Raw genomic sequence first — 20,084 nt, 5'->3', positions numbered from 1 at the left:
TTAATAGTTGTATCGCCCTTTCCATAAGTATTGCAGCTTCTTTCTGATCTCCTCTTCCCGGCTGTTATTACCGGGCTCATATATTGTAGTTCCATCCAGATCATCGGGTAAGTATTGCTGATCTATATAATTTCCCTGAAAATCGTGGGCGTAACGATAGCCTTCTCCATAGCCTAGCTCTTTCATCAGTTTTGTAGGAGCGTTTCTCAAATGAAGTGGTACAGGTAAATGCGCCGTATTTTTTGCTACTTCTATCGCTTGATTGATGGCCAAATAGCTCGCATTGCTTTTAGGTGATGTGGCCAGATAAATAGCTACTTGCGAAAGGGTGATCCTACACTCTGGAAAGCCTATAACTTTTACAGTTTGAAGACAGGCCTCTGCCATAATCATGGCTGTCGGATTGGCCATACCTATGTCCTCCGAAGCCATAATTAACATTCTTCTGGCAATGAATATAGGGTCCTCTCCTGCAACAATCATTCGGGCCATCCAGTACAATGCACCATTGGGATCACTGCCACGTAAAGATTTGATAAAGGCGGAAATGATATCATAATGCTGCTCCCCGGATTTGTCGTACCTGGCCATGTTTTGCTGCACTGCCTCTGTGACCATCTCGTCTGTAATCTCCAAACTTTCGGTAGTTGGTTGACTTGCCACCACAAGTTCTAATAAATTCAATAGTTTCCGTCCATCACCACCCGACAAGCGGAACAAAGCTTTCCGAGACAGAAAGCTGATTTGCCGCGATTTGAGCCATGGATCTTTCTCCAGGGCTCTTTCAATCATAGACTCCAACTCGGCTGCTGTAAATGCTTCTAAAACATATACCTGACATCTGGACAATAAGGCAGCATTAATTTCGAAGGAAGGATTTTCTGTTGTGGCCCCAATCAAAGTGATATGGCCTTTTTCAACTGCTCCCAATAAGGCATCCTGCTGGGTCTTATTATAACGGTGAATTTCATCTATAAACAGTATGGCCGGGAAAAGTCCTGTTGGACGGGCCAATATTTCACGCAGCTCTTTTACCCCGGAATTGATCGCACTGAGATTGTAAAACTGCCTTTTGGATACCTCTGCAATCAAAAGGGCGAGGGTGGTTTTCCCTACACCCGGTGGGCCCCATAAAATCATGGATGGAAGTGCATTTTGTAAAATGGCCCGTCTCAAAGGTCCCTTAGGGCCTAATATTTTTTCTTGACCTATATACTCATCCAAATTTCTAGGTCTTAACCGTTCAGCTAAAGGGGTACTCTGGTTCATATTCAAGTCTAATAGTTTCTCTATCCATTAAACAAAAAAAGCATGGCTTAGTTCGCCATGCTTTTTTTGCGGAGGGATGAATATACCCTATATAGTAATATGGTCCATGGCCATTTGTTTCTTCAGATTTCCCAGCGCGCCAAATATTAGATTGTAGACCGATTGAATGTTAATTTTCATCAGCTCGGCTATTTCATGATTATTCATATTCATATAAAATTTCAAGAAAACGGCTTCCTTCTGGCGCTTCGGAAGACAATGAATGGCTGCATTTAAATGATGGTTGGTAAGATCAAATTCTTCCTCAGAAATAATATGGTTTTCGTGAGAAGGCGTATGAATATGCCAGTACTCTACAGGTATGTCTTCATTACTCGTATGCTTTTGCTGAGCATTTAAATGACGCACCAATTTCCGCTTTATCGAGGCCATCAGATAGAAGCGTACCGAAGTGGTATCACCCAGGGTGGCTCGGTTCTTCCATAGTTCTACAAATAAGTCATGGATACAGTCTTTGATTAGCGGCTTGTCAATGGTAAACTGCGAGCAGTACTGGTATAAAATGTGTACGTACGAACTGTACAGGCATGCATAAGCATTTTCATCGCCTTGTCTAAACTGATCCCAGAACTGCAGTTCTTCTTCTTGCTTGTAGCGTAAATGAGCCATTTTAAGGTAGGTTGATTTGGGGTTAGGAATTACTTTTTATTAAGGGTCAATAATACACTTGTAAATATATTTATTTATTAGAAGATAAAAAAAAATATTTCATGCAAAAATGATATTTGTTATGGGCTGTATTATATTCAAGACCTTGAAAATATCATTATTCTAAGGCTACGAATTCAAATTTATTACCATCGAACAGACCTTTATCACTTAATTTCAAAGCGGGTATTACTAGTAAGGCCATAAATGAAAGGGTCATAAATGGGGATTTTAGGGTTGAATGAAGCTCATCTTTAACATATTGATCGAGTTTTGTATAATCCTTAGCCACCTGGTATCCGTCCCGGTCGGTCATTAATCCTGCAATAGGCAAGGGTAGTATCATTTCTCTATCCGGACCTACGGCCGCCAAGCCCCCTTTATTTTCGATGATTAAATTTACAGCCTTGCTAATACTCATATCGTCGCAGCCAACGGCTAGAATATTATGAGAGTCATGACCAACTGACGATGCCATGGCACCTTTGCTTAGGCCAAAGTTGCGTATAAATCCCACAGCTGGTTTGGCATTCTCATAGCGGTTTATAACGGTAATCTTCAACACATCCTGCTTTGGGTCCGATTGATAGCCTCTTTCCGTTAACGGAAGTGAAGCAAGTGAACTATTGGTAATTAGTTGACCTTCAAGTGCATCGATTACCCTTACTGGAACGGGTAAATTTTTTGCTTTAATAATGAAATCATCGGGTTTTGTAGGGAGGCAGTTAAAAAGATTTGGATGTTCACTGCGGAGATCCGGTAAAAGACTTTTGCCGTCTTTTGCCACCAGGGCCCCATCCAGATAGGTTTCGAGGATATTAAAATCGCTCAGGTTATCTATTACAATAAAGTCTGCAGGTTGTTGTGGATATAATAGGCCAACTGGAAGATTATAGTGATGAACGGGATTGATGCAGGCCGCCTTGAGGACATCCCAAAGATTGTAACCCAACAATAATGCTCTTTTAACCAGAAGGTTGATATGGCCCTCTTCCAGATTGTCGGGGTGTTTGTCGTCCGAGCAGAACATGAGGTCTGCAGGATGATGTTTGAATAATGGTACTAAAGCCTCGAAGTTTCGGGCAGCACTTCCTTCTCTGATCAATATTTTTGCCCCGTATTTAATCTTTTCTGAAGCCTCTTCATAGGTAAAGCATTCATGGTCGGTGCTAATACCGGCATCTATATAAGCCTTGGCATCGGCTCCCCTGAGGCCCGGCGCATGTCCATCAATAGGTTTTCCAAATTTTTTGGCCCATTCTAATTTTTTTAATAGATCCTGTTCCCCATTTAGCACACCAGGGAAGTTCATGACCTCGGCAAGGTAGCCTACTTCCTCTTTGGACAGGAGACTGGCTATATCTTCTGCGTCCAAAACGGCCCCCGCCGTTTCAAAGATAGTAGCAGGGACACAAGAGGGAGCTCCAAAGCAAAATTTAAAAGGTGATCGCTTCCCCTCCGAAATCATATATTCCACACCCTGCATGCCCAGGACATTGGCGATTTCATGGGGGTCAGATACAGTGGCCACCGTCCCATGCACAACTGCCAGACGGGCAAATTGGCTTGGAGTAAGCATTGAACTTTCTATATGTACATGGGCATCAACAAATCCGGGTAATACATAGGGTAATTGTTTGTCCTCTCCTCCTATACATGTAAGCGAAGTGATTGACCCATGGGCAAATTGGAGTTCTACAGCCTCTATTTTTCGTTCCAGGATATTAATATAATTAACCTTCATCATAATTTGGGAAGCATTGCTTGATTATTGTTAGTTTTTTGGATAGGCGTATGGGGCGACATGGAGAAAAATCGTCCTAACCATAAGATCCCGCTTTTTTTTGATATTGAAGGGGACTTAACCCGGTAATACTTTTAAAGCTTTTATTGAAGTTAGCAAAATTATTAAATCCACTTTCAAAGCAGATTTGGGCTACTGGAAGTCTTTCTTCCAGTAATAGTTTGCAGGCATGACCAATCCGAAGCTCAATTAAGAACTGAGAATAAGTTTTTCGGCTTCGACTTTTAAAATAGCGGCAGAAAGAATGCTGACTTATATTGGCTATGTCGGCGATCTCTGAAATGCTTATTTTTTTTTGAAAATTTTGAAGGGTGTATTGGTATATTTTATTGATACGATCCGTATCGAAAGAGTCATATCCTTTCAGATTAAATTGATTAGAAAGGCTAGTGGCTTCTGTACTGGAAGCCAAGATATTTAAAATTTGCAATAACTGCAGGACCCTGTTTTCGCCATTATCGACTAAGAGGTCTTGCATGAGTTGGGAAACTTTATTTTTGCCAATACCCGAAAATTTCAATCCTGTGGCTGATCGCTGAAATAGATCGAGAATGGATCTATTTTCGGGCAATTCCATAAAGGTTTCGCCAAATAAATCGGGAAGAAAATGCAATACGGTAGCCTGAGCCCGGAGGTTTTCTCTCCCCTCAAAATATTTGTCGTCGCAGCGCCAGTAGTGGGGGAGGTTTGGGCCTATGAGTAATAGGTCACCATTCTGGAAATTTTGTATGCTATCGCCGATAAATTGAGTTCCGGAACCTTGTTCGATTAGGACCAATTCAATTTCAGGATGATAATGCCAGCGATCATAGAAATATAAAACTACGTCGCGACGAATACTGTAGGATTGTTGGGTAGCTCTGGGAACCTTAATAAGTTGTGGTTTCATGATTAAATTTACAATTCCTGGACCAAATTAATCATTTTAATGCCAATATAGTTTAATATCTTGCTAAAAATGTAAAATTTCCGCTAAGAATTATTCAATTATTTTGCTTCTAAGAATATGAATAAGAAAATACAACATGATTCTGGCAGGTAAACACGTACCTTTTTTACTTTGGGTCGTATAGTTTATAGGTCGGATATACCGCCCTTAGCATCCACTTAAAATATTATTATAAATAGACATGGCGTCAAAACTTTTAAAAGTACATCCTTCTGATAATGTAATTGTGGCATTACGGGATTTAGAGACCAATTCAATTGTTGAATATGATGGTGCTCATTATCCACTGCCTTACGGTGTAATGGCCAAGCATAAGTTCGTTACTGAGGACATCGATACGGGTGGGGCGATCATTATGTACGGTGTATTGGTAGGTCGTGCCACGCAGCCCATTAAGAAAGGTGAGCCCATTACAACTTTCAACTTACGTCATGATGCTCATGATTATAGCACTGCCCTTCGCCAACCATATAGCTACACTCAGCCTGATGTGAGCAAGTGGGCAAACCGCACCTTCCAGGGGTATCATCGGGCCGATGGTCGGGTGGGTACTTATAACTACTGGCTAGTACTCCCTTTGGTTTTTTGTGAAAATAGGAATGTACTTATCATGAAGGACGCTTTTGAGCGCGAGTTGGGTTATGCCCAAACGGATTTATATAGAAGGCATGTGCAGGCAATGCTTCAGGCATACCAGACCGGGGATCAAAGCCAGCTAAAGAAAATTGAGACCTTTGTGGACCAGCAGGAGCGTACCGGCAAGGCGGATCGTCCCTTTCCCAATGTAGATGGGATCAAGTTTCTCACACATGAAGGGGGATGTGGCGGAACACGTCAGGATGCCAATACCCTTTGTGCGCTATTTGCAGCCTATGCCGTGCATCCTAATGTGGCTGGTATTACGGTTTTAAGCCTGGGTTGTCAGAACTCAGAATTGAAAACTTTAGAGGACGAAATCAAAAAGCGGGATCCTGAGTTTAATAAACCCTTCTTTGCGTTTGAGCACCAAAAGGGGACAGAATACTCCCTGATGGCAGGTGCGATTAAAGAAACTTTCAATGGTCTGACACAAATCAACCAGTTTGAACGTTCCGCTGCACCCCTATCAAAATTATCTGTAGGGCTAAAATGCGGCGGATCGGATGGATTTTCCGGAATCTCTGCCAATCCCGTCTTAGGTCAGTTATCGGATATTCTGGTTGGTCTTGGTGGTCAAACCTTACTGGCAGAATTTCCTGAACTCAACGGAGTTGAGCAGGAATTATTGAACCGTTGCAGTACCGAGGAGAAAGCTGCTAAATTTGAGAAGCTCATGCGTGACTATGCGGGTAAAGCTGAAGCGGTTGGATCTGCTTTTGCCTTCAACCCATCGCCTGGAAATATAAAGGATGGACTGATAACCGATGCAATAAAATCGGCCGGAGCGGCAAAAAAGGGGGGTAATGCTTTTATTGCCGATGTTCTTAACTATACGGAGCGGGCCACTGTTCCCGGCCTGCATCTGGTATGTACTCCTGGAAACGATGTAGAGGCCACTACGGGTCAAACTGCTGCCGGAGCCAATATAATACTCTTTACAACGGGACTAGGCACGCCCACTGGCAACCCTATTTGCCCTGTTGCAAAGGTTGCTACCAATACTAAGCTTGCAGAAAGGATGCCTGATGTAATCGATTTTGACTGTGGACCTGTTGTGGATGGCACCGAGTCCATTGAGGAAAATGCTGACAATTTATTGGAGTATGTGATTAAGGCTGCCAGTGGGGAGCTCACCAAAGCACAACAACTTGGCCAAGACGATTTCATTCCATGGAAGAGAGGTGTTTCCCTTTAATCTATAACATCTGCGCCAATTTTGAACGAGAGTTAATGAGCGCAAGAGAACAAAATAAAATATATGTTTAGTCTAGATAATAAAATTGCCATTATTACTGGAGGAGCTAGCGGCATAGGTTTAGCCATTAGCCAGACCTTCGCCAAACAAGGTGCTTTTGTCCATATTTTGGAACTAAACCAGGACTTGGCTTCACAAGTAGCAGCCGACATCGTCAGAGGGGGCGGCAAAGCCCAAGCTCATCCCGTAGATGTCAGTGATCAGTCTCAGGTTGTAAAAGTGGTGGATGCCATTGCCGGGGTAGCAGGAATTGACATTTTGGTAAATAACGCCGGAATCGCTCATGTGGGTAAGGCGGATACGACCTCAGAAGAGGATTTTGATCGCATTTATCGGGTCAATATTAAAGGAGTATATAACTGTCTTTTTGCTGCCTTGCCTCATCTTAAGGCTGGGGGCGGAGGCGTAATATTAAACATGGCATCCATCGCAGCAACAGTGGGTATCACCGATCGCTTTGCATATTCGGCTGCCAAAGGTGCAGTTTACTCTATGACTTTATCGGTAGCCAGAGACTATCTGGCCGATAATATACGCTGTAACAGCTTGTCTCCAGCCCGGGTGCATACCCCGTTTGTGGATGGATTTATTGCAAAAAATTACCCAGGAAAAGAACCCGAGATGTTTGAAAAACTCTCTAAATCGCAGCCCATAGGCCGTATGGCAAGGCCTGAAGAAATAGGTGCGTTAGCCTTGTACTTATGTTCGGATGAGGCAGGTTTCGTTACCGGATGCGATTACCTGATCGATGGCGGTTTCGAAAAATTAAATAACTAATTAATTCCCAGGGCCCGAAAAGCCCATAGTGAAATTTTTATTCATCATGGCCCGTATTTGTTGGACGGCCATTAAACATAAATAATAAAATGAAATTATTTCGATTTGGTGCTTTCGAACAAGAAAAGCCGGGTGTAGAACTCTCTGATGGTACTCAACTAGACCTTTCCTCATTTGGCGAAGATTATAATGAAGCTTTTTTTGCTGCCGATGGAATAAATCGTCTGGCTGCCTGGCTGGAAACCAATCAAGCGTCATGTCCAGTGTTAGCGTCTGGATTTCGTTTTGGTTCTGCCATAGCCCGTCCCTCCAAAATCATATGTATTGGGATGAATTATGCCAAACATGCCTATGAGTCTGGTGCTACTGAACTCCCTGCTGAGCCCATCATATTTTTTAAGGCTACCTCGGCACTTTGCGGACCTTTCGATGAAGTTGTCATTCCACGGGGTTCTGAAAAAACGGACTGGGAAGTAGAGCTTGCGGTGGTTATAGGCAAGAGAGCGAGTTATGTAAATGAGGAAGAGGCCATGAATTATGTGGCCGGCTATACCATCCATAACGATATTTCGGAACGGGCCTATCAGCTAGAAAGGGGTGGGCAATGGGTTAAGGGTAAAAGTAATGATACTTTTGCTCCTATGGGACCCTATCTGGTTACTGCCGATGAGGTAGCCGAACCTAATAACTTGGATCTATGGTTGTCGCTGAATGGCAAAAAAATTCAGGACAGCAATACCTCCGACATGATCTTCAGAATTCCATTTTTAGTGAGCTATCTTAGCCAGTTTATGAGCCTTCTTCCTGGAGATGTCATCACTACGGGAACCCCCGCCGGTGTTGGGTTAGGAATGAAACCTCAAGTATACCTTAAACCAGGTGATGTGATGGAGCTGGGTATCGAAGGACTCGGTCAGCAACGGCAGGAAACTATTGCCTGGCAGGCTAAATGATACCTGTAGATTGAGAATTCTTTGTAAAAAAATATAAGCATGCAAATCGATTCACATCAACATTTTTGGGTTTTCGATCCGGTTCGTGATTCCTGGATAACGGCAGATATGGCCGTTATCCAGAGGAATTTTTTGCCAGAAGACCTTGCCCCGATTCTCAGGGCTAATCATATTCAGGGCTGTGTAGCCGTTCAGGCCAGTCAGTCGGATTCGGAAACCACCTTTTTATTGCAGATGGCCGAGGCCAACGAGTTTATAAAAGGAGTGGTAGGTTGGACAGACTTAAGAGACCCTCAGATTTACAATAAATTGGAGAGTTTGAGCCAATTTGAAAAACTCAAGGGCTTTAGACATGTAGTTCAAGGGGAACCAGATGGTTTCTTGCTTCAACCCGATTTCATTAAAGGGGTGAAGGCTCTGGCTGCCTTTGATTATCGTTACGACATTCTGATATATCCTCACCAAATAAAGGAAGCATACCGCTTTGCCAGTCAGCTGTCCAATGTTCGTATGGTAGTCGATCATCTGGCTAAGCCCTACATAAAATCGGGTGATATCAAAGGTTGGGCTGAGGATATCACTATGCTTGCGACTCTTCCTAATATTCATTGTAAGGTATCGGGAATGGTGACTGAGGCTGACTGGAACAATTGGAAGCCATCCGATTTTACGCCTTATCTGGATATTGTTTTTTCAGCTTTTGGAGTGGATAGATTAATGTTTGGGTCCGATTGGCCGGTTTGTTTGGTGGCAGCCCAATATCAGGAAATGAAAGGAGTGCTGGATCACTATTTAGAATCCTTTGACCCGGCAGATCGATCAAAAGTGATGGGAAGCAATGCGATTGCCTTTTATAATATTGAAATATGAGGTAATTGAGTAGACCATTGCAATAGCTGTTACACCAGGACTGGCAGAAACAGGTCATGAGAATTTGAACAAAAGAATTTTAGACCATTATATTTGAAAGAATGCTTCAATTTTAGTTATTAAGCATGGAGTCCGTCAAAAATAATGTGTCCGAATATGAAAGGAAAAAGAAGTAATTATAGGGAAGTTGTGTGTATGTTCAATTTGCTGTTGCTGATAGGCAGCTGTTTGATACTTACAGGATCTCAACCCCGGAAAGCACTTGAAATAAAGGTAATGAGTTTCAATATACGACACGGGGTAGATATGAATGAGCAAAATAATCTGCTGGGTATCTTGAAAATCATTGCAGAGGAAAAACCCGATTTAATTGCCTTACAAGCTGTGGATAGTCTGATTATGGATGGTAAAATACAGTTTCAGTTGCGGCAACTAGCGGTTCAAACGGGTATGTCCTACGCTTATGGCATTACAGATCAATCTCAAAATGGTAGCCAGGGAGTAGGTTTGCTTTCGCGATGGCCTTTCGAACGGACCCAGACAATCAACCTTCCGGCGACGGCTGGTGCCGACCCCAAGGTATTATTATGTGGTTTGGTGAAACCATACCCTGGTTTTTCCTTTCGCTTTTGTAGCAGCAGATTAGAATATGCTTCTGTGCTGGATAGAGCCTTACAGGCAGCTTACATCAACAGGATGCTTGAGGAAAGCATTCAACCGGTTATTTTAGGTATGGACATGGGCGCACGTCCCAATGAACAGCCGTATTTTTCTTTTAGAAAAAAATGGAGAGATGCTGCTAGTGGGTCCCTGCTCTCCACCTGGAACGAAGGTATTCCAGGAGATAGGTTAGATTATATTTTCGTTTTATTGAATAACAAGGTAAGGGTAAAAAATTATAAGGTCATCCGGCAATTTCCGGAGGTTTCTGATCATTACCCGATTACAGCCACAATTGAATTTTGGTAAATATGCAAGCACTCAACAGGGTTAAAGTAGGATTATTCATTCCTTGCTATGTAGATCAGTTTTATCCAAGGGTAGGGATAGCCTCTCTGGAGTTATTAGAGAAGCTAGGCTGCCAGGTAGTATTTCCTACCACCCAGACTTGCTGTGGACAGCCCATGGCCAACTCTGGATTTGAAAATATGACTGGAGCTTGTAATCAGTTATTTTTAGACAGTTTTTCAGATTGCGACTATGTAGTTTCTCCATCCGGGAGTTGCATCTTACACCTGAAAGAGCATATGAAAGTTGCGGGTAAAGAAAACCAATCTAAAATACTCCGTGCCAAGGTATTTGAGCTGGTAGAGTTTTTGACAGATATATTAAAAATTAAGGAGATAAAGTCCGAATTTCCTTATCGGGTGGGCCTTCATCAGGGCTGCCATGGGCAGCGTGGATTGTTATTAGCTCAAATGAGTGAGCTGAATGCACCTGCCTATTCAAAACCTTTAGGCTTATTAAGGAAAGTTAAGGGTTTGGAACTTGTAGATTTGGATCGGGCAGATGAGTGCTGCGGATTTGGGGGGACTTTTTGTGTGAGCGAAGAAGCTATTTCGGTGAAAATGGGCAAGGATAGGGTCGCCGATCACATCCGAAATGGGGCCGAGTTTATTACTGGTTCTGATATGAGTTGTTTGATGCACCTTGAAGGTATTCTTCGGCGTAGAGAGTCGAAGGTGAAGGTGATTCATATTGCAGAGATTTTGAATGGTAGCTATATAACAGCACCGGCCCTCAGTTGAAGACCGGTGTTATTACTGGAAATAATAATTCAGAGCTCCCTTACGCTTACTCTGCCGATGCCACACGGCTCGTTTCCGTTAAAATGTCAAAAGACTGCTTGTGCAAATCTGCTCCTTCTCGCACCTCAAAAGTATAAGTGCCGTCGGCTAGGTGGGAGAGATCAAAATATTTAATAAGATGATTCTCGACACGACGATTTTCAGTGTAGAGTAAGTTACTGTTATGATCGTAAATGCGTAGGTTAATCGTTGCCGACTCTGGGGAATGGTACGTCAGGCGAAACTTCATAGACTCTGTTTGTCGTACATTGAGTTTTTCTCTGCCTAGAGTAAGACTGTCTTGAATCGAAGGCGCTGTTTGCGCCTTGGACACAGCAGAACTGAAAGAAAATAGTAGGGCCATGACGGCCATGGTGGTAAGAGATTTTAAATTTTTCATAGGAGTGAATATTTGTGTTATCTAAAAATAGTTAAATCTTATTTTTCGAATGATGTCGGGAGATTTATCTCTGAACTTATAATTCAAATATATAACTAGTTGCTATACAATAAAATAGCTTTTTAGAAGAATTTATTGAACTGGTGGTTATAATAAAGGTAGATCTTTAAATAGTACAGTGATTGTGAGGGTATTCACGTAAGTTCTTCCTATTGTACTATTAACTAAATGTTAAAATTACTATGAGCAAACCTAAAATGGATCACGCGACGGCTTCTGAGGCCTTCAATAAGGATGAAAATTATGTCGACTGGCACGATGAAACCCTCTGGTTTGTGCGCCAGAAGCGAGATAAGGCCTCTAAGGTTCTCCCGGAATGGGAGGCCTTGAGGGAAGCAGGCTCTCAGATCAAACATTATGTGCTATCACATTTGGACGAGCTGTTGATTCAATTTGAGAAAAATGCCCAGCAGAACGGGGTAAGGGTGCACTGGGCGTCCGATGCGGATGAACATAATGCAATCGTGCTAGACTTACTTCGGAAGCATCAGATTACACAGATGGTCAAAAGTAAGTCGATGCTCACCGAGGAATGCCATATGAATGAGTATCTAGCCGCCAACGGGATAGAGGTCATTGATACGGATTTGGGCGAGCGGATTGTGCAACTCCGGGAAGAGCCTCCTAGCCATATAGTACTACCAGCCATTCATTTAAAGAAAAAGGATATCGGCGATCTTTTCCATACTCATTTAGGAACCGAAGCAGGTGCAACAGATCCTCAGTATCTGACCGAAGCCGCCCGGCAGCATTTAAGAGATAAGTTTGTAACCAGAAGGGCGGCTCTTACGGGTGTTAACTTTGCAGTCGCGGAAACGGGGGGCTTTGTAGTGGCCACCAACGAAGGAAACGCTGACATGGGAGCACATCTGGCCGATATTCATATTGCTTGTATGGGTTTTGAAAAAATAATTCCTAAACAGGAGCATCTGGGCGTATTCCTTCGCTTGCTCGCCAGAAGTGCTACCGGTCAGCCCATCACGACATATAGCAGTCATTTCAAGACACCTCGTCCGGGTCAGGAAATGCATATGGTTATTCTGGATAATAACCGAAGTGTACAGTTAGGGCGGCCCGATTTTAGAAATTCCCTAAAATGCATCCGCTGCGGCGCCTGTATGAATACCTGTCCTGTATATAGGAGGAGTGGCGGCCATAGTTATCATAATGCGGTGGCAGGACCCATCGGGTCTATTCTGGCGCCCAACCTGGATATGACCAAAAATGCTGATCTTCCTTTTGCCAGTACCTTATGCGGAAGCTGTTCCAATGTTTGCCCGGTGAAGATTGACATTCATGACCAATTGTATAAATGGAGACAAGTGCTTGCTCAGCAAGGGCATGTGCCTAAGGCCAAACAAATGGGTATTAAGGCCATGTCGGTAGTGTTGTCTCAGCCCCGGTTTTATCAATGGTCTGGTAGGATAGGCCGAACTCTGATGCGCTCCGTTCCTTTTATGGTGAATAATGGCTTAAATCCTTGGTTCAAACAGAGGGAAATGCCTGAGCCACCACAAGAAAGTTTCAGAGATTGGTATGTTCGTAATCGTCAGGATTAAGCTAGGCATTGCGAGCTTAAAGAAATAGATATGCTAAACCAAATATGTGATGAATGCTAGAGAAAAGATCTTAGAACGGATTAAAATAAATAAACCGGAGGAGACCTCTTTGCCTGAAGTTTCCACTTTTCCTAATGAATTTGCCAATCTTCAGGAGACCTTCACTGAAATGCTGGCAGCGGTGTACACCGAAGTAGTACCTGTCAAAAATATAGGGGCCTTGTTGGCTCAGGTAACCGATCGATATCAAGGTGTCACTAATAGGGCTACTACCATAGATGCCCTCATGCCTTGGGCTGATTTCAGCTTGACTGTTAACGACCCACACGAGTTGGAGACCTTAGAACTTGCCGTTTTGAAAGCAGAATTTGGAGTAGCGGAAAATGGTGCCATATGGATATCTGATGATCATCTTTCGCACCGTGTGTTACCCTTTATCACGCAAAACCTGGCATTGGTTATTCCAGCATCTTCCCTGGTAGGCAATATGCATGAGGCCTATCAAAAATTGACAGATACATCGGGGTGGGGATGTTTCATTGCTGGTCCGTCTAAAACCGCCGATATTGAGCAGTCTCTGGTTATAGGAGCACATGGCGCACGCAGCCTGGTGGTATATCTCTTAGAGGATCAATGATTTCTTTGTTTAATCGTCATTCTTAGAGAGACGGTCTTACTATTAACTCATTCATCCAGAAAATTTTAATGGTCGAACTATACCTTTGATTTCTAGCAAAGGTAGCTACCGAATGAAACGTTATATGGAATAGGCGCATAGCGGCATTATGGAATTTTGTTGAAGAATGCCTTATAAATTCCGCTATATTTACATAATTTCGATTTTTAAATCACGATGTAAGTACGAATTGGTACGCCTTTTATACCCCTATCTACTAATGGTGAGGGCATGTACTGGGTTGCAGGGTAGAGGATGCCCCCTAAAAGAGTAGGTCTGCACCCTGTTCCAATATCCTATTTAACGCAAGTTCTATATGCCCAAAATAATTGTTGCCATCGATGGCTATTCTAGCTGTGGCAAAAGCACAACGGCCAAATTAGTGGCCAAACAACTAAATTATCCCTATATCGATACCGGTTCGATGTATCGGGCCGTCACTCTTTATTTTATCCAGAACCACATTTCCGTTTCCAATCCTAAGGAAGTGGAATCTGCCCTGGGTAATATTCATATCACTTTTAGGCTCCATGGCGAGTCAGGAAAAAATCACACTTATCTGAATGGTCTGAATGTAGAAGAAGAAATTCGGAAGATGTATATTTCTGATAAGGTCAGTGAGGTGAGTGCAGTGGCTTCCGTTCGTCATGCCCTGGTTGCTCAACAACAGCGTATGGGCAAACAAAAGGGTATAGTAATGGATGGCCGCGATATAGGCACCGTGGTATTTCCTCAGGCAGAGCTGAAAATATTTATGACAGCTGACCCTACTATCCGAGCACAACGACGGCAGTTGGAACTTATGGAAAAAGGAGAGCTGGTAGGCATAGAGAAAATACTTGAAAATTTAAGATACCGCGACGAGGTGGATACCACCAGAGCGGAAAGCCCCTTGAAACAGGCCGAGGATGCTGTTTATATTGACAATTCACTGATGACTTTGGATGAACAAGTGGACATGGTAGTGCGACTGGCAGATGAACAGATTGGTCTTACACTTCGTAAGCGAAACTTTGGTGAAGGGTAAAATGTCTGAAAATAAATATGATTTCGACTACCTGATAGTCGGTCAGGGGGTTGGTGGAAGTGTGCTAGCCTGGAATCTGATGGAAAGGGGCCATCGTGTATTGGTCCTTGACGATCCTTCTCTTCCCTCATCTTCAATGGTAGCGGCGGGAATATTCAATCCGTTAACAGGGAGAAAACTTGTAAGAACCTGGATGGCTGATGAGTTATTTCCTGTTGCACAAAACTTTTACAAAAGGCTCGAAGACAGATTAAGTGCCTCATTCCACCATTCCATGTCTTTTGTAAGACCTTACCGTTCTTTGGAGGAACAAAACGCATATATGGCTCAGTCTGCGGAGCCGCATATTGCCCCCTATATTGGCCCTTCGATGGATACCGCCACCCTGCTTCCTTACATTCACGCGCCCTATGGAGGACTTCCTATCATTCACTCGGGATGGGTGGACCTGCCCGTTTTTCTGGAAGCATCCCGCAGGTTCTGGCAAGAGCAGGGGCTCTTTCGCGATGAATGTTTTCAGGTACAGGACCTGGCTTTCAATGAAAGTGGAGTATCATGGAAGGGCCTTAGTTTTAGGAAGGCCATTCTGTGCCAAGGAGCCCTGGCTATGGAAAATGATTATTTCAATTGGCTACCCTTTACCCCCGTAAAAGGGGAAATTTTGGAGATTGAAACGGAGCAAAATATCAAGCCTTATTTAATTAATCAAGGAATATTCTTCCTGCCGCTCGACCGTCATAGGCTAAAAGTAGGGGCTACCTATTCCTGGGATCCGTTGAACTGGGAAACTACCATGGAGGCCCGTAAGGAGCTGGAAGATAAAATTCGACCAATTTTTACGGCTCCATTCCAGACCGTCAATCAAAAAGCAGGAATTCGGCCTTCGGTTCGAGATCGCAGACCGCTCGTAGGGATGCATCCAGAATTGCCACAGCTGGGTATTTTTAACGGATTGGGTACAAAAGGGGTGACCTTAGCCCCATATTTTGCTAATAATTTCGTAGAACACCTCGAATATGGCAAAGAATTGAACCCATTAGTGAATATTAAAAGGTATTTTTCGTTATATTTCCGTTGAAGACTGACCATTAAATTATGCGGATAAAATCTATATACAAGCGGATCTTCCTGATCTCCCTCAGCCTCCTGATTGGTGCCTTTTCAAACCTTTCGGCACAGAGATACCCTTCTCAGGAAACTTTTGGTAAAAACCGAATTCAATACAAAAAGTTTAACTGGAAAATTTTCAGGACGACTAATTTTGAAATCTATCATCATCAAGGTGGGACGGCACTTGCTAAATTGACAGCGCAGCACGCGGAAAGTGAGTTTGACCGAATTACCGACTTGCTGGGTTGGACTCCTTACAACCGGGTGAAAATATTCCTGTACAACTCCCCCGCCGAGCTGGAACAAAGCAATATGGGCTTGACTAATATTGACAATCTGGAAGATCAGAAACTAGACTTGGCTCAATCAAGAATCGAGATCGCTTATACCGGCGATCAGGGCGGGTTTAAAAAGAAACTCGTCAATGACATTAGTCTGCTGTTTGTCTACGATATGCTTTATGGGGGCAATATGAGAGAAGCCCTTCAGAATTCCCTATTACTCTCCGTTCCGGAGTGGTTTATGTCTGGGACTGCTGCATACATCGCAGAAGGTTGGTCTCCGGAGCTTAACGATTATATGCGAGATTTCTTCCTTAACAGAAAAGTGCGAAAGCCGACCCTTCTGGAAGGTAATGATGCTCGTTTGATTGGTCACTCCATATGGAACTATGTGGCGGAGCAATATGGGAAGGATAAGATTTCGGATATTTTAAATCTTACCAGAATTATTCGCAACGAGCAATCGAGCATTTCCAGTACATTGGGCTCTCCCTCTTATAATAGATTTTTAAGAGACTGGAAGGCATATTACGTCGACCGTAATAAGCTGGCTGAACAGAGTTATATAAGGCCAGCACAATCCCTGACTATCAAGTTAAATGACTTTGGTGCCATAGACCATCAGGACCAGGTACAGATTTCCATGGATAATAAATGGACGGCCATTAGCGAGATCAAGAATGGCCGCTATCGTGTAAGTATAGTTGATAATGTATCGGGAAATAAAAAGATAATTCGCCAGGGAAAAGTGGATCAGACTGGAGGGGCAACTAAAACAAAAGCTCCTTTAATTGGCTGGACGAAGAAGAATTTATTAGCTATTTTGGCGTACGAAAGCGATCGAAACAATCTTTATATCTATGAAAATATAGGGACCAGAAAGATTAGGGTAAAGCTGAAAAGAAATATTAGGGGCCTCGATCAGGTCAATGATATGGATATTTCCGAAGATGGAACCATGTTAGCTGTGAGTGCCGATAAAGGTGGGCAAAATGACGTATTCCTTATAAGTGTTGCCCGGGCTTCTGCCTTACCGCTTACCAACGATATTTTTGATGATGTATCTCCTCGCTTCGTGGCAGGATCGACAAGAAAGATCGTCTTTTCGAGTAACCGCCCCACAGACACATTGGTAGTAGGGAAGGGTGACTACAAAATGATCACACCCTATCTTTCTATATTTGAACATGATGGTTCGCCACGGTCTGAGTCTATCCCCCTCTTATTACAGGGGAAAGGTCAGGCTAAAATGTTGCCAGTTTATGCTGATGATAACAAAGTGATCTATCTTTCCAATGAAAAAGGAATAAACAATCTTTTCCGCATCGAACGATCTTCAGGGAATTCTTCGCAGCTGACCAACTATATCTTTAGCCTCCGGGCAGCCGATTTAATTTCAGAGGGGAGCGGCGCTCTGGCTTATACTTATCTGGAGGATGGTCATTATCAGATGGGGTACCAAAATAACTTCAACCTGAATGCTACCGTCACGGCACCCTCTTTGAATGAACCAAAAAACAACCCTGCCGGGCAGCCCGATGGGTCCGAGACGGTAACGACAGATAGCACGAAGGTTAATAATCCTGTCGAACAGCGACTGGTACTGCGCGAAGGTGAAGTAGATACCGATCATTATGAATTTGATGAGGATGTACTCAAGACCTTCGAAAGTCGTGCCAGACGGGGAACCTTTGCCAGTGCTCCTTCTGGTGTATCACGAAAGCGCCCTGTACGTGAAAATATCGCAATTAAGGGCCCCTATCCGTATAAAGGACTATTTATAAATAATAATGCTGGTTCTGACTGGCGTATAGATCCCATACGAGGATTTGGATATGCTCAGAACATCGTGATGAATGATCTTTTGGAAAATCATGTGATCAAAGCAGGCTTGTTTGTGAATTCAACCTTTAAGAATTTAGATCTCTTCGCCGAATATTGGAATAATACCAACCGTATCGATTTTGGAATCAGGGTCGATCGTAAAAGCTTAAATCTGGCCACAGAAAACTATCCTCAGAAGTATAAATTCAATCAGGTAATGTTTTCTCTTTCCTATCCATTTAGTACTTCGAGTCGGCTCACCGTGTCGCCGATGTTTTCTTCGACGAGGATGATAGATGTATATATTCTTGCTAATCCTGATTTGGCATCCAGCTATGGTGGGGTAAGAAGTGAATACGTATTTGATAATACAAAGGTTCGTGGGGTAAATATGCTGGAAGGTACCAGATTCAAAATACGTTATGACAATCATCTGGGTCTTAGCAATAGCAATGAGAGTTTTAACCGTGTCAGTTTGGATTTTCGTCATTACCAGAAAATCCACCGGGAGATTATCTTCGCTATCCGGGCTGCTGCCAGCCACTCGGGGGGGAAGTCGCCTAAGCAAAATATATTAGGAGGGATGGAGAACTGGATTTCTAACCGTCAGGACTCCCGCGCCACGGATGATCCCTTAAATTTTGGCCCCACCATTGATAACCGCGATATATTCTTTGCCGATTTTGCTACTAATCTTCGAGGCTTTAACCTTAATAGACTCTCAGGATCTAGTTATATGCTGTTAAATGCGGAGCTTCGAATTCCACTTGTTAAATATCTTTACAGAGGTTCCATTACCTCTAGTTTTTTACGGAACTTCCAGGTGGTAGGCTTCGGGGATATTGGAACAGCCTGGACAGGAAAAGGTCCATTTAGTGAGGATAATAATTTAAATACTAAGGTGATCGGAGTAGATGGAGATCCGTTCAGAGTAACAGTTACCGATTTTAATAATCCTTACCTCATGGGATATGGAGTAGGCGTACGCTCTACCTTGTTCGGTTTTTATGTAAAACTTGACTATGCCTGGGGCGTAGATAATGGGTATACCAATAAGCCAATTCCTTATGTAACCCTAGGATACGACTTTTAAATCAGAAAAATAGGTAGGGAGGGGCTTTACTTTGCTCGTCACCATTATTGATGCAGATTGGATTAACACCATTTATGAAGAAAATACTAGGTTTGATACTGTTACTAGGATCACTCACGGAGACCTATGGCCAAAGGGAAGTGATGTTTGAGCAGTATGTTCAAAATCCTATGGCCATCAATCCGGCTTTTACCGGGGTACGAGGTGATTTTAATATGACTGCCATTTTTCGAAGAAAATGGTTTACCATCCGGAACTCTCCTTCCAGCCAAACTTTCGCTGCTGATGGGCTAACTGCCAATGGGCGTTGGGGAATTGGATTTCAAGCACTCAACGACCAGACCAGTTATTTTACAACCACAGGATTTTACGGTTCATTAGCTTACCATATGCCAGTGGCCTCCAACTGGAAGCTTTCTTTGGGAGGTCAAGGAGGTATTAATGTTTTGCCTATTGTAGATGTTAGTAACCTAGGTAACAACCGCGCTTATGGAAGTTTTGGACTGGGTGCTTGGTTGTACTCTGACCATTTATATTTCGGCCTTTCCAAACCAGAAATACTCAATCAGAATTTCGGTTCGCAACGCGTAGCTGCTTTGTACCGCCGGCCCCTGTATATGACTGTAGGAGGAAGCTATGACTTAGGAGACGAGCTGCTGTTATTGCCTTACGTACTTATGGTGCAGGAGAAAAGCAGAAGCTTTCGGGTCGATTTGGGAGGCAAACTTTGGGTTCATCAGAAAGTGGGGCTGGGCCTGTCGTATCGAATGGGTGGTAAGCCAGCGTATAGCAGCGAAGCGGTTAATTATTTTCAGATATCTGGAGAAGTTCAGGTAGGCCCCAATGTACGCTTAGGTTATAATTATAACAGTCGCCAGGCGGAACAGCAGTATATCTCGGCTCAGGGGCCTAAGGGAATACATGAGTTGATGTTGAAGTTTACACCTTCGCCAGTCGGCTTTCAAAAATTTTAAATTTTGTTTTTTAATTAATATCATTTTTAGCTGGGTAAAATGGAGATTTTTTGCTCGTTGTAAGCATAA

General features: G+C 43.1%; 17 protein-coding genes. 12 read left to right on the top strand and 5 right to left on the bottom strand.

The window, feature by feature from the left end; genetic code table 11:
• The 4 genes from X939_RS0104655 to X939_RS0104640 form a co-directional block, all read right to left on the bottom strand.
• Positions 1-1,269 carry a replication-associated recombination protein A gene (locus X939_RS0104655; RefSeq protein ID WP_025762103.1) on the bottom strand — a complete coding sequence of 423 codons (1,269 nt, stop codon included), beginning with the start codon at positions 1,267-1,269 and terminating at the stop codon, positions 1-3.
• A gap of 87 nt (positions 1,270-1,356) precedes the next feature.
• Positions 1,357-1,938, bottom strand: a complete 582-nt coding sequence (locus tag X939_RS0104650) for an RNA polymerase sigma factor (RefSeq protein WP_025762102.1) — start codon at positions 1,936-1,938, stop codon at positions 1,357-1,359.
• Positions 1,939-2,095: 157 nt separating this feature from the next.
• Positions 2,096-3,724, bottom strand: a complete 1,629-nt coding sequence (gene ade, locus X939_RS0104645) for an adenine deaminase (RefSeq protein ID WP_025762101.1) — start codon at positions 3,722-3,724, stop codon at positions 2,096-2,098.
• Between the two features lie 73 nt (positions 3,725-3,797).
• Positions 3,798-4,670 carry an AraC family transcriptional regulator gene (locus X939_RS0104640; RefSeq protein WP_025762100.1) on the bottom strand — a complete coding sequence of 291 codons (873 nt, stop codon included), beginning with the start codon at positions 4,668-4,670 and terminating at the stop codon, positions 3,798-3,800.
• Between the two features lie 241 nt (positions 4,671-4,911).
• Between X939_RS0104640 and X939_RS0104635 the strand changes: the two genes are divergently transcribed.
• The 6 genes from X939_RS0104635 to X939_RS0104610 all read left to right on the top strand — a co-directional run bounded on the left by X939_RS0104635 (position 4,912) and on the right by X939_RS0104610 (position 10,972).
• Positions 4,912-6,564, top strand: coding sequence for a UxaA family hydrolase (locus X939_RS0104635; RefSeq protein WP_025762099.1), 1,653 nt, complete (start codon positions 4,912-4,914; stop codon positions 6,562-6,564).
• 63 nt (positions 6,565-6,627) lie between these two features.
• Positions 6,628-7,401, top strand: a complete 774-nt coding sequence (locus tag X939_RS0104630; RefSeq protein WP_025762098.1) for an SDR family NAD(P)-dependent oxidoreductase — start codon at positions 6,628-6,630, stop codon at positions 7,399-7,401.
• 89 nt (positions 7,402-7,490) lie between these two features.
• Entirely contained in the window at positions 7,491-8,354 is an 864-nt protein-coding gene (locus X939_RS0104625; RefSeq protein WP_025762097.1) for a fumarylacetoacetate hydrolase family protein, read from the top strand.
• Between the two features lie 39 nt (positions 8,355-8,393).
• Entirely contained in the window at positions 8,394-9,224 is an 831-nt protein-coding gene (locus tag X939_RS0104620; protein WP_025762096.1) for an amidohydrolase family protein, read from the top strand.
• A 156-nt stretch (positions 9,225-9,380) separates the two neighbouring features.
• Positions 9,381-10,193 carry an endonuclease/exonuclease/phosphatase family protein gene (locus X939_RS0104615; RefSeq protein ID WP_229235995.1) on the top strand — a complete coding sequence of 271 codons (813 nt, stop codon included), beginning with the start codon at positions 9,381-9,383 and terminating at the stop codon, positions 10,191-10,193.
• 2 nt (positions 10,194-10,195) lie between these two features.
• Complete coding sequence (locus X939_RS0104610) at positions 10,196-10,972, top strand: (Fe-S)-binding protein (RefSeq protein ID WP_025762094.1); 777 nt, start codon at positions 10,196-10,198, stop codon at positions 10,970-10,972.
• Positions 10,973-11,018: 46 nt separating this feature from the next.
• On the opposite strand, the gene X939_RS0104605 is transcribed toward X939_RS0104610, so the two are convergent.
• Positions 11,019-11,411 (bottom strand): T9SS type A sorting domain-containing protein, encoded by a 393-nt coding sequence (locus X939_RS0104605; protein ID WP_025762093.1) that lies wholly within the window; start codon positions 11,409-11,411, stop codon positions 11,019-11,021.
• A gap of 242 nt (positions 11,412-11,653) precedes the next feature.
• Here X939_RS0104605 and X939_RS0104600 point away from each other — a divergent pair, with 242 nt between their 5' ends.
• The 6 genes from X939_RS0104600 to X939_RS0104575 all read left to right on the top strand — a co-directional run bounded on the left by X939_RS0104600 (position 11,654) and on the right by X939_RS0104575 (position 20,015).
• Positions 11,654-13,030: a lactate utilization protein B gene (locus X939_RS0104600; protein ID WP_025762092.1), complete on the top strand. Its 1,377-nt coding sequence runs from the start codon at positions 11,654-11,656 to the stop codon at positions 13,028-13,030.
• 49 nt (positions 13,031-13,079) lie between these two features.
• Positions 13,080-13,667: a LutC/YkgG family protein gene (locus X939_RS0104595; protein WP_025762091.1), complete on the top strand. Its 588-nt coding sequence runs from the start codon at positions 13,080-13,082 to the stop codon at positions 13,665-13,667.
• Between the two features lie 355 nt (positions 13,668-14,022).
• A complete protein-coding gene (gene cmk, locus X939_RS0104590) occupies positions 14,023-14,733 on the top strand; it encodes a (d)CMP kinase (protein ID WP_025762090.1) in 711 nt (236 codons plus the stop codon).
• Between the two features lies 1 nt (position 14,734).
• Entirely contained in the window at positions 14,735-15,811 is a 1,077-nt protein-coding gene (locus X939_RS0104585; RefSeq protein ID WP_025762089.1) for an NAD(P)/FAD-dependent oxidoreductase, read from the top strand.
• Between the two features lie 17 nt (positions 15,812-15,828).
• Positions 15,829-19,041 (top strand): hypothetical protein, encoded by a 3,213-nt coding sequence (locus tag X939_RS0104580; protein WP_025762088.1) that lies wholly within the window; start codon positions 15,829-15,831, stop codon positions 19,039-19,041.
• 74 nt (positions 19,042-19,115) lie between these two features.
• Positions 19,116-20,015, top strand: a complete 900-nt coding sequence (locus X939_RS0104575; protein ID WP_229235994.1) for a PorP/SprF family type IX secretion system membrane protein — start codon at positions 19,116-19,118, stop codon at positions 20,013-20,015.
• Positions 20,016-20,084 lie beyond the last annotated feature (69 nt).

The organism is Dyadobacter tibetensis Y620-1 (assembly GCF_000566685.1).
Lineage (GTDB): Bacteria > Bacteroidota > Bacteroidia > Cytophagales > Spirosomataceae > Dyadobacter > Dyadobacter tibetensis.
The sequence above is the reverse complement of the archived record's forward strand: the minus strand, read 5'-3'. Positions and strand labels throughout refer to the sequence as shown.